8 protein-coding genes and 1 pseudogene are annotated in these 10520 nt (G+C 73.4%); 3 read left to right on the forward strand and 6 right to left on the reverse strand.

The genetic code is table 11. The features are described 5' to 3' along the window. Positions 1-292: 292 nt before the first annotated feature. Positions 293-1523: pseudogene (locus ACZ6S5_RS34435) on the reverse strand (MFS transporter). Positions 1524-1883: 360 nt separating this feature from the next. Between ACZ6S5_RS34435 and ACZ6S5_RS34440 the strand changes: the two are divergent. Beyond that, positions 1884-2417, forward strand: coding sequence for a GNAT family N-acetyltransferase (locus tag ACZ6S5_RS34440; RefSeq protein WP_466006473.1), 534 nt, complete (start codon positions 1884-1886; stop codon positions 2415-2417). Positions 2418-2459: 42 nt separating this feature from the next. Here ACZ6S5_RS34440 and ACZ6S5_RS34445 read toward each other — a convergent pair whose 3' ends face one another. From ACZ6S5_RS34445 to ACZ6S5_RS34455, 3 genes are all read right to left on the reverse strand, one after another. Then, positions 2460-2618 carry a hypothetical protein gene (locus ACZ6S5_RS34445; RefSeq protein ID WP_466006474.1) on the reverse strand — a complete coding sequence of 53 codons (159 nt, stop codon included), beginning with the start codon at positions 2616-2618 and terminating at the stop codon, positions 2460-2462. After that, positions 2615-3226: a 30S ribosomal protein S4 gene (gene rpsD, locus ACZ6S5_RS34450; protein WP_466006475.1), complete on the reverse strand. Its 612-nt coding sequence runs from the start codon at positions 3224-3226 to the stop codon at positions 2615-2617. The genes ACZ6S5_RS34445 and rpsD overlap by 4 nt, the downstream gene beginning before the upstream one ends. An 87-nt stretch (positions 3227-3313) precedes the next feature. Continuing rightward, positions 3314-4762: a M20/M25/M40 family metallo-hydrolase gene (locus ACZ6S5_RS34455; protein ID WP_466006476.1), complete on the reverse strand. Its 1449-nt coding sequence runs from the start codon at positions 4760-4762 to the stop codon at positions 3314-3316. Positions 4763-4877: 115 nt separating this feature from the next. Here ACZ6S5_RS34455 and ACZ6S5_RS34460 point away from each other — a divergent pair, with 115 nt between their 5' ends. Continuing rightward, a complete protein-coding gene (locus ACZ6S5_RS34460) occupies positions 4878-7034 on the forward strand; it encodes an amylo-alpha-1,6-glucosidase (protein ID WP_466006477.1) in 2157 nt (718 codons plus the stop codon). Positions 7035-7080: 46 nt separating this feature from the next. Next, complete coding sequence (locus tag ACZ6S5_RS34465) at positions 7081-8379, forward strand: NAD(P)/FAD-dependent oxidoreductase (RefSeq protein ID WP_466006478.1); 1299 nt, start codon at positions 7081-7083, stop codon at positions 8377-8379. 6 nt (positions 8380-8385) lie between these two features. Here ACZ6S5_RS34465 and ACZ6S5_RS34470 read toward each other — a convergent pair whose 3' ends face one another. Continuing rightward, entirely contained in the window at positions 8386-9576 is a 1191-nt protein-coding gene (locus ACZ6S5_RS34470) for an AI-2E family transporter (protein WP_466006479.1), read from the reverse strand. A gap of 41 nt (positions 9577-9617) precedes the next feature. Next, positions 9618-10406: a spermidine synthase gene (locus tag ACZ6S5_RS34475; RefSeq protein WP_466006480.1), complete on the reverse strand. Its 789-nt coding sequence runs from the start codon at positions 10404-10406 to the stop codon at positions 9618-9620. Positions 10407-10520 lie beyond the last annotated feature (114 nt).

Here is a 10520-nt window from a genome sequence, read left to right on the forward strand (position 1 = left end):
CATCGACCGCCGCACCTACAAGGCCACCACCAACATCGACGTCGTCACCAACGAACCTTGACAGGCCAGCCACCGGCCTAACTGAACGGCGTTGGCTCTAGCCGTGGATGTTCGTTCGCCCAGGGTGCCGGGCGCTGGCTGGCATTCCGGCCCGTGGCCCTACCTGCACCCGCTGGCGTTCCTGCTCGTCCTGGACTCCCCCCACCCCCCCACCCGGGTTGATCAAGGGGTTTGCGTCGGGGACGCGGTGAATCCTGACGCAAACCTCTTGATCAAGAAGCGGGTCAGGGGGTCAGGTGGCGGTGGCGGCGAGGGGGCGCCACGACAGGGCGGTGAGCGCGCTGAGCGCGGCGGCGGCGAGCCAGAACGGGGTCAGCAGGCTCCCGGTGGCCTGGGCGAGGACGCCGCCGATGGCGGTGCCGACGGCCGCGCCGCCCAGATCGGCGAGGGCGTAGACGCTGTTCACCCGACCGCGCAGCCGGTCCGGCACGAGCCGCTGCCGCAGCGACACCACGAGCACGCCCCAGACCATGGTGTGCACGCCCCACACCGCCAGGGCGGCGCCGGCCACCCACGGCTGCCGGGTGGTGGCCAGCACGACCTGGAGGCCGATCTCGATCAGCAGCCCGACCCGCAGCAGCGCCGGCGTGCCGAGCCGGGCCCGTAGCCGGACCGCCAGGGTGCTGCCGGCGAGCCCGCCGAGCGCCGAGGCGGTGAGCAGCACGCCGTACCCGACCTCGGTGAGGCCGAGCCGCTCGCGGGCGTAGAGCACGAACGCGGCGAACGCGGCGCAGAACGCCACGTTCATCACCGCGACGCAGCCGGCCAGCGCGCGCAGCACCGGCACGGCCCAGAGCGCCCGGTACCCCGGCGACGATGTCGGCGCGCAGCGAGCGCCCCTGGCCGGCCTCCCCGGGCGCGGGCGCCGCCGGCGGCGCCGGCCGCCACCGCAGCAGGGCCACCAGGAGCGCGGCCAGCCCGAAGGTGGCCGCGTCGAAGCCGAACGGCAGCGCCGCCGTCAGCACGAAGAGGTACGCCCCGAGTGGCTTCGCCGCGAACTGGTTGCCGACCACGAAGGTGGCGTACAGCCGGCTGTTGGCCTGCTCCAGCAGTTCGGCCGGCACCACGGCGGGCAGCAGCGCCCCGGACGCGGTGTCGGCCAGGGTCTCCCCGACGCCGGTCAGGAAGAACGCCAGGCAGATCAGCGGCACGGTGGCCACGCCGGTGAGCACCGCCACCGTGAGCGCGGCCAGGACCAGCCCCCGGCCGAGGTTGACCGCGACGACCAGCCGGCGCCGGTCGACGCGGTCCACGATCGCCCCGCTGACCAGGGCGAACAGCAGCCAGGGCAATTGCGGGGCGAGGGTGGCGGCGGCCACCGCCGCCGGATCGGGGGTGAGCGAGGCGACCAGCAGCGGGCCGGCGACCATGGTGACGCCGTCGCCGAGGTTGGAGACCGCGCCGGCGGTCCAGAGCCGGTGGAAGTCGGGGCCGAGCCGGCCGGTGGGAACGGTGGTCGTCATGCCGACCACCGGGCAGGGGTAGGCAATCCGGACACGACGGGATGCCCGGACGGGTTCTCCGGAAACACGAGGAACTCCCTCGGAAGCGATGTGGTGGCGTACATACGCCAGGACGGCGAGGACCCGCGCGATGGCGGGTCACCTGTTCGCTTCGCGGCGAGGGGGTGGTGTCGAGCGGGCCGGCGGACGAACCGCCGGTGGCGCGGGTCAGGACACCGGGGTCCCCAGCGGCGAGGCGGAAACCTGCACCGTGCCGAGCAGAGCGTTCCTCATGATCGACCTCCCGTCGTTCCGCCCCAGCGTAGAGCAATGTCGATCTCATTGGACACCGGGCGGTCCAGTGGTCGAGAGTTACTCACCGTGAGATACCTGCGCGCCGACGACCGGGTCGGCGTCCGACGCCCCCGAGCCGCCGACGAGGCCGAGTTCATCGCCGCCGCCCGGCGCAGCCGCGAACTGCACCACCCGTGGCTCACCGCCCCGGACGACCCGGAGCGGTACGCGGCCTACCTGCGCAAGATCCGCCGGTCGACGGACAGCGGGTTCCTGTTCTGCGACAAGGCCACCGGCGAGATCGCCGGGTACGCGAACATTAGCGGCATCGTGCTGGGCGCGCTGCGCGGCGGCTATCTCGGTTACGCCGCCTTCCTGCCGTACGCGGGCACCGGGCACGCCTCGGCCGGCGTCCGGCTGGTGATCGAGCACGCCTTCACCGCGCTCGGGCTGCACCGGTTGGAGGCGAACATCCAGCCCGGCAACGAGCCGTCCAGGCGGCTGGCGGAGCGGCTCGGCTTCCGGCTGGAGGGCTTCTCCCCGGACTACCTGTTCATCGACGGCGCCTGGCGGGACCACGAGCGCTGGGCGATCACCGCGCCGGAGCCCGGGCAGGGCTGAGCGGCGGTCGCCCGCTCGGCGACCGCCACTCCTGTCGTCGGGTCAGCGTCCCGGACCCCGGGCCTCGGGGCGCTGCCCGGTCAGCCGTTGCAACTTCGCCTGCTTGTGGTCGACGCGTCGGCGCTGCCGTGGCGTGAGCCGTGGGCTGCCACTCTGCTGGTGGTAGTTGGACACGCGTCGGTCGGTCGGCACGATGCTCACAGCGGCTTCCCTCCTATCGACTGGACGGCGAGTGGGATGTCGCGCAGCGCCGGCACCTCCTGTCGCTGCGGCTCCCGGGTCAGGGTGGCGGTGCCGCGGTCCGGCCGTACCTCCAGGTAGGGCGGGGTGTCGCCCTCGACGCGGTTGGCCACCGCGACCGCGACCGGGGCGCGGCACTGCCGGTCGGGCCGGACCTGGATGGTCTGCCCCGGGCGGACCAGGTAGGAGCCCCGGTTGACCTTGCCGCCGTCGAGCGTGAACGTGTTGTGCGCGACCAGGTCACGGGCCTCGTCGACGGAACGGGCGAAGCCGGCGCGGTGCACCAACGCGTCCATCCGCTGCTCCAGTTGGCCGGCCAGGTTCTCCGCCGAGTCGCCGGGCTGGCTGACGGCCGCCACCAAGGCCCGGGCCAGCTGCCGGTCCCGCAGTTCGTAGTGGGCGCGTACCTGGTGCCGCGCGCTGTCGTCCAACCACGGCCCGCCGGGGGCCGGCCGGGGCCCGCCGCGTACGCCGACCGGATGCCGTTGTCGCCGCATGCGGTAGCCGTACGCGGGGTGGATCGGGAACACGTCGTCGGGCGCGGGACGTACGGTGGTGCGGACCGCCATGTCGTTTCCTCCCTCGGCTCTCGCGGTCCCTCCACCCTCCGCCGCCGCCGGGTGAGCCGGCCTCACCCGGTTCGGGTGGCCCGGCCGTCAGCTTCCCGGCTTCGGGAAGGCAACCGGGCTGCGGTGCCCGTCCCGGTCCACCGCCCGGACGCCGAAGAAGACGTTGTCCTTGGACAGGTCGATGGTCACCTCGGTCACGTCGCCGACCGGGAGCACCTTCTGCCACTCGGCCGCGGTGGTCTCCCGCCACACCACCTCGTAGCCGGCGAGGTCCGGCTCGGTCCCGCGCTGCCAGCGCAGCGTGGTGTCGTTGGTCAGGTTGGTGGTGACGACGATGACGCCCCTGGGGGTGCCCGGGGCCTGGGCGAGCGACCAGAGCGTCGCCCCGTTCACCCGGGCCACCCGGGTGATGTAGTCGAAGTCGCAGAACTCCGGCAGGTCGCCGTACTGGACGCCGTCGACCACCCGCACGTCCTGATGCTGGTGGGCGAAGTCCTCGTTCGGCTCGGTGAACCGCCCGGCCGGCCACCCCTCGCGCAGGAACGAGATGTGGTCGCTGCCGCGCAGGTAGCGGTCCCGCCGGTAGATCACCCGCACCCGCATCCCGGTCGCCCCGCTCTCCGCCACGTCGCTGACGAACCGGGCGAGCTGCCGGGACGGCGAGTCGTTCTCGCCGCCGACGGACTGCCGGACGCTCGCCTCGGCGGGTGTCTCGGCCGTGGGCACGCCCTCGGCGAAGAGCCGCACGCTGCGCGGGTCGCGGGTGCCGTCGTCGGCGGTGCTGCTGCCGACGATGTCGTTGCTGAACATGCCCTGCACGTCCACGCCGGCCGCCTTCAGCTGCTTGGCCAGGTAGGCCGAGCCGTACAGGCCCTGCTCCTCGCCGGCCACCGCGGCCAGCACGATGGTCGCCTCGGTGCGCCGGGTGGCCAGCACCCGGGCCAGCTCCATGACCACCGCCACCCCGGAGGCGTCGTCGTCGGCGCCCGGGGCGTCGTTGACGGCGTCCATCACGTCGGTGCAGCGGGAGTCGTAGTGGCCGGTGATGACGTACACCCGGTTAGGCGCGGAGTCACCGCGCAGGGTCGCCACCACGTTCGTGATCGTGGTGGCGGTGGGGATCCGGGAGGCGGGCTGCTGGACGTACGACTGGAGTTCGACGGTCATCCGGCCGCCGGAGGCGGCGGCGTACCCGGAGAGCTGCGCGTGGATCCAGTCCCGGGCGGCGCCGATGCCGCGGACCGGATCGTCCTGGCTGGACAGGGTGTGCCGGGTGCCGAACGTGGCCAGCCGGCGCACGGTGGCCTCGATCCGGTCCCGGTCGACCTCGCGCAGCAGCGCGTACAGCTCGGGGTCGGGCGGCTGCGGGACGACCGGATGGCCGGGGCCGGGCGGGCTGACCGCCTCCTCGGCGGCGGCCGGGTTGGCGGCCAGCGGTGCGGCGATGGTGGCGGCGGTGGCCGCGGCGGAGGCGGTCAGGAAAGTGCGCCGGGTCGACCTCGTGGGCGGGTTGCCGGCGGTCTCATGGGTACCCATCTGGGCATCCTCACTCCTGTCGATGAGATTTGTCCATATCGGCAGAGGTGGATGATGGGCGGTTCACCCGGATCGGACGAGGTCGCGGCGGCCGGGCCGCTCTAGCCTCGGCGGTATGAAGCAGGTCCGAGCCACTCCGGCCAATCCCACCCCGGACAAGCCGCAGGACCCGAGCCGCCCCGGTGCGCAGGCACGCGCCCTTCCGCCGGAACTGGGCCCGGACGCGATCGCCGTGGTCCACGGCGCCACCTTCATGTATTCGGATCCGGCCGGCGACGTGCCGGCCGGCACCATCGGCGGCCTGGTCCACCGGGACACCCGCCTGCTCAACCACTGGGTGCTCACCGTCGACGGCCAACGCCTGCTCGTGCTGCGGTCCGGCGTGGTCGATCACTACTCGGCGCAGTTCTTCCTGACCAATCCGGCGCTACCCGACCTGCCGGCGAACACCATCGCCATCCGACGGTTGCGCTATCTGGATGACGGGCTGCACGAGCGCATCGAAGTCAACTCCTTCGCCAGCGAGCCGGTCCGGTTGGAGCTGCGTCTCGAGGTGGGCAACGACTTCGCCGACATCCTCGAGATCAAGACGAACGTCCACGACCGGTCGGACCGGATCCGGTGCCAGCACGCGCCGGACGGCTCGCAGTTGGTGTTCAACTACGAGCAGGATGACTTCAGGACGTCCACCCGGGTCCGGTCGACCCGCTGCCCACAGCGGTTGGAGGGCGATCACCTGGTCTGGGAGATCGACCTCTGCCCGCGTGGGGAATGGCAGGTCGATCTCGAGGTGCCGGTACCGGCCGGCATGGAGGCGATCGAGCCGCTCCACGGCGACATCGTCGACATCTTCCACCACCGGGCGGAGGATCCGGCCGCCCGGTGGCTTGCCGGTGCCGCTGAGCTGACCAGCGACCACCGGGGGCTGGAGCGGGCGACCGCGCGGACCCGCTCCGACATGTCCGCGCTGCGGTTGGAGATGACCGTGGGGGAGGAACGGATCAGCCTGCCGGGCGCCGGCATGCCCTGGTTCCTCACGCTCTTCGGCCGGGACACCCTGATCACCGCGTACCAGGCGCTCACCTTCGGGCCTCGGCTGGCCCGGGGAACCCTGCTCGCGCTCGCCCACCATCAGGGCCGGCGGTGCGTGGACTTCACCGACGAGGAGCCCGGCAAGATCCTGCACGAGGTCCGCTTCGGTGAGCTCACCCGGCGGGGAATCATGCCGTACAACCCCTACTACGGCGCGGCCGACGCCACCCAACTCTGGCTGATCCTGCTGTCGGAGTACTGGCGCTGGACCTGCGACGACGACCTGGTCCGGTCGCTGCGGGAGAACGCGCTGGCGGCGTTGCACTGGATCGACCGGTACGGCGACCGGGACGGCGACGGCTACGTCGAGTACGGCACCCGCTCCCCGGAAGGGCTGGGCAACCAGTGCTGGCGGGACTCCTGGGACGGGGTGCGCTTCGCCGACGGCCGGATGCCGGTACTGCCGATCGCCACCTGCGAGATCCAGGGCTACACGTACGACGCGAAGCTGCGCCTGGCCGAACTCGCCGACGGCCCGCTGGAAGACCCGGCCCTCGCGGACCGGCTGCGCACCGAGGCGTACCGGCTGCGCGAGGCGTTCAACCGGGACTTCTGGATCGAGGGGCGGGGCGGCTACTACGCCGTCGGCCTCGACGGCGACAAGAACCGGATCGACTCCATGACCTCCAACCTGGGGCACCTGCTCTGGAGCGGCATCGTCCCGCAGGAACGCGCCGCCGCGCTCGCCCGGCAACTGCTCTCCGCGGACATGTTCTCCGGTTGGGGGATCCGGACCCTGTCCAGTGCCGAGGCGCCGCACAACGCGCTCGGCTACCACCTCGGCACGGTGTGGCCGCACGACACCTCGATCAGCGTGCTGGGCATGGCAAGGTACGGCTTCCGCGACGAGGCCAACCGGGTGGCCCTCGCCCTGTTGGACGCCGCCGCCGAGTTCGGTGACCGGCTGCCCGAGGCAATCGCCGGCTACCCGCGGGAGCGGACCCTCGTCGCCGTCCCGTACCCGACCGCGTGCAGCCCACAGGCCTGGGCGTCCGGGGCCCCGCTGAACCTGATCCGGGCGATGCTGGGGCTCCAGCCGGTCGACGGCCGGCTGGTCGTCGACCCGGTCCTGCCGCCCGAGGTCGGCCGGGTCGGGCTCAGCCGCGTCTGCGCGTTCGGCCACCGCTGGGACGTCGAGGCCGTCGGCTCGACGGGGTACGTGCGGCTCGCCGCGGAGTGACCGGTCGGCCACGTTTGTCCGGGCCGGCGATGGGAACGGGGCCGCAATGACGAAACCTCGTGTGGTGATCGTGGGGGCCGGGTTCGCCGGATACCACGCGGCGAAGACGTTGAGCCGGATGGCCGCGAAGCGGGCCGAGATCGTCCTACTGAACACGACCGACTACTTCCTCTACCTGCCGTTGCTGCCCGAGGTCGCCGCCGGGGTGGTCGAGCCGACCCGGATCGCGGTGCCGCTCGCCGGCACCCTCGACGGCGTCCGGGTGGTGATCGGCGAGGCGGACCGGGTCGACCTGCAGAACCGCTGGGTCGGCTACCGCTCGATGGAGGGAGACGCGGGCCAGCTCGCGTACGACCGGCTGGTGCTCTCGGTGGGCAGTGTCAACAAGCTCCTGCCGATCCCGGGCGTGACCGAGTACGCCCACGGCTTCCGTGGCCTGCCCGAGGCGCTCTACCTGCACGATCACGTGGTCCGCCAGATTGAGCTGGCCGAGCTGACCGACGACCCGGCCGAGCAGCGCGCCCGTACCACCTTCGTGGTGGTGGGCGCCGGCTACACCGGCACCGAGGTCGCCGCGCACGGCCAGCTCTACACCGACCGGTTGATCTCCCAGCGACCGCACCTGAAGGTACGCCCGCGCTGGATGTTGCTGGACGTGGCGCCGCGAGTGCTGCCCGAGCTGGACCAGCGGATGTCGATCACCGCCGACCGGGTGCTGCGCCGGCGCGGGGTGGACGTGCGGATGGGCACCTCGGTCTCCGAGGCCACCCCGGACGGGGTCATGCTCACCGACGGCGAGTACGTCCCGACGTGCAGCCTGATCTGGTGCGTCGGGGTCCGCCCCGACCCGTTCGTGGCCGAGCTGGGGCTGCGCACCGAGAAGGGCCGGCTGGTGGTCGACGAGTACCTCAACGTCCCCGGCCACCCCGAGGTGTTCGCCTGCGGCGACGCGGCGGCCGTGCCCAACCTGGCTCGCCCCGGGGAGATCTGCGCGATGACCGCCCAGCATGCCCAGCGCCAGGGCAAGCTCGCCGCGCACAACATCGCCGCCTCGTACGGAGAGGGCGTCCGGAAGCCGTACAAGCACCACGATCTGGGCTGGGTGGTGGACCTCGGTGGCAAGGACGCGGCGGCGAACCCGCTGAAGGTGTCCCTGTCGGGCCTGCCGGCGAAGGCCGTCACCCGGGGCTACCACCTGCTCGCCATGCCGGGGAACCGGGCCCGGGTGGGTGCGGACTGGGTGCTCGACGCCACGCTGCCCCGGCCCTCGGTGCAGCTCGGCCTGGTCCCCGGCAACGCGGTGCCCCTGGAGAGCGAGTCGCCCGAGGTGGTGCACCGCCGCTGAGCCCGCTCAGCCGCCGGCCGGCGGCGGGTCCTCGACCCCGGGGGCCCGGCCGCCGGCCGCGTCGTGCCGCGGTTCGGGATCGGCGTCCCTCGGACCCTCGGGCGCGTCGGCCTCCGGTGACCGGGCCGCGTCAGGTCCGTCGACGGCCGGGGAGGGCAGCGCGCGGCGGCCGGCGGGGACGAACTCGCGCAGCAGGATCTGCCCGATGCCGGCCGCGGGGATGGCCAGCAGCGCACCCACGAAGCCGGCCAGCTCGGCTGCGATCAGCACGCTGACCAGCACGGTCAGCGGGTTCAACCGGACCGCGCGCGAATAGATGAGGGGTTGCAGCAGGTGGTTCTCGACCTGCTGGTAGAGCACGAAGAAGACCAGCACGACCACGCCGGTCGTGGGGGAGTGCACGAACCCGGCGCCGGCCGCGATGATCGCCCCGAGGGTGGCCCCGACCAGCGGGATCAGGTCGGCGATGGCGACCAGCAGGGCGATCACGCCGGCGAACGGCACCCCGGTCACGAAGAGCACCACGAAGGTCAGCCCGCCGCAGATCACGCTGATCAGCAGGTTTCCGGTGAGGTAGCCGGTGATGGTGCGGGAGGAGTCGCGGCCGATGCGGCGCAGCCGCTCTGCCCGGCCGTCGCCGACCAGCGCCAGGGTGCCGGCGACGATCTTCGGGGCCTCCAGCACCATCAGGTACGCCAGCACCACCACGGTCAGCGTTCCGGCGATGGTCTCCAACACGCCCCGGACCAGCCCGACGGCCGGCTGGCTCAACCGGGAGCCGTAGCGCTGGAGCTGGTCGGCGTGGGCGTTGGCGTACCGCCTGAGGCGGAACCGGTCCAGCAGCTCGCCGAGCGGGCCCCGGCCGGCCCGGGTCTCGCGCAGCAGCTCGGGGGCCCGGTCGGCGAGACGGCTCACCTCGTCCAGCAGCGGCAGCAGGATCATCGCGCCGAGCGCCGCGAGCGCGGCGAAGGTGGCCACGAAGACCAGCAGGGTGGCCAGGGCCCGACGCCGCACGAACCGCCGTTCCACCGCGTCCACCAGGGGTTTCAGGGCCACCGCGAAGAACGCCGCGATGAGCACCCAGACCAGCACCCGGCGGGTCGCCCAGACCAGGCCGAGCAGCACCACGGTGGCGAACACCAGACCGATGACGATCAGCGCCCGCCGGGCGGTGGACCGGTCGTCGGCGTCGCTCATCCGGCGCGGCTACCCGCGCCACCGGGAAGGAAACGCCCGGCTCAGCGCTCGGCGAGGCCGGCGTCGGTGGCCGGGTGGGCGCCGGCGACGAACGCGGCTAGGCCCGCCCCGTGCAGCACCCCACCGGGCACCGGGTCGCCGGCGGCACGGGCGACCAGCCGGCGTACCGGCAGGCGGTCGGGTCGGTGGGCGGCCGCGAGCACCAGGTTGCCGTAGCGCCGCCCGCGCAGCATCCGCCGGTCGGCCAGCAGGCAGACGTCGGCGAAGACGGCGCGCAGCGTGGCCACCTGCGTACGGCAGAAGACCAGCGGCGGCAGGTCGGTGACGTTGACCAGGTAGATGCCGTCCGGGCGGAGCACCCGGGCCACCTCGGCGGCGAACTCGACGCTGGCCACGTGCCGGGGCATCCGGGCGGCCCGGTAGACGTCGGCGAGCACCAGGTCGTACGCGTCGTCCGGCGCGTCCGTCACCGCCTCTCGGGCGTCGCCGATGGTCACCTCGACCGCGTCCGGTACCGGGGGCAGTTCGCGGCGGACCAGGTCGACCACCGCCGGGTCCCGCTCGACGACCCGCTGCGCGGAGCCCGGGCGGGTGGCCGCCAGCCAGCGGGGCAGGGTGAGCGCGCCGCCCCCCAGGTGCAGGGCGGTCAGCGGCCGCCCGGGCGGGGCGGCCAGGTCGACCACGGCGGCCATTCGCCGCACGTACTCGAAGTGCAGGTGCCGCGGGTCGGCGACGTCCACGTACGACTGTTCGACCCCGGCGGCGAGCAGCGTGCGGCCGGTCGGCCGGGCCCGGTCGACGACGATCTCCAGGCGGTCCGCGCTCCCCACGGCGGGCAACGGTACCGGTCCGGGGGGGGGGGGGGGGGGGGGGGGGGGGGGGGGGGGGGGGGGGGGGGGGGGGGGGGGGGGGGGGGGGGGGGGGGGGGGGGGGGGGGGGGGGGG

The organism is Micromonospora sp. NPDC051924, from assembly GCF_055586005.1.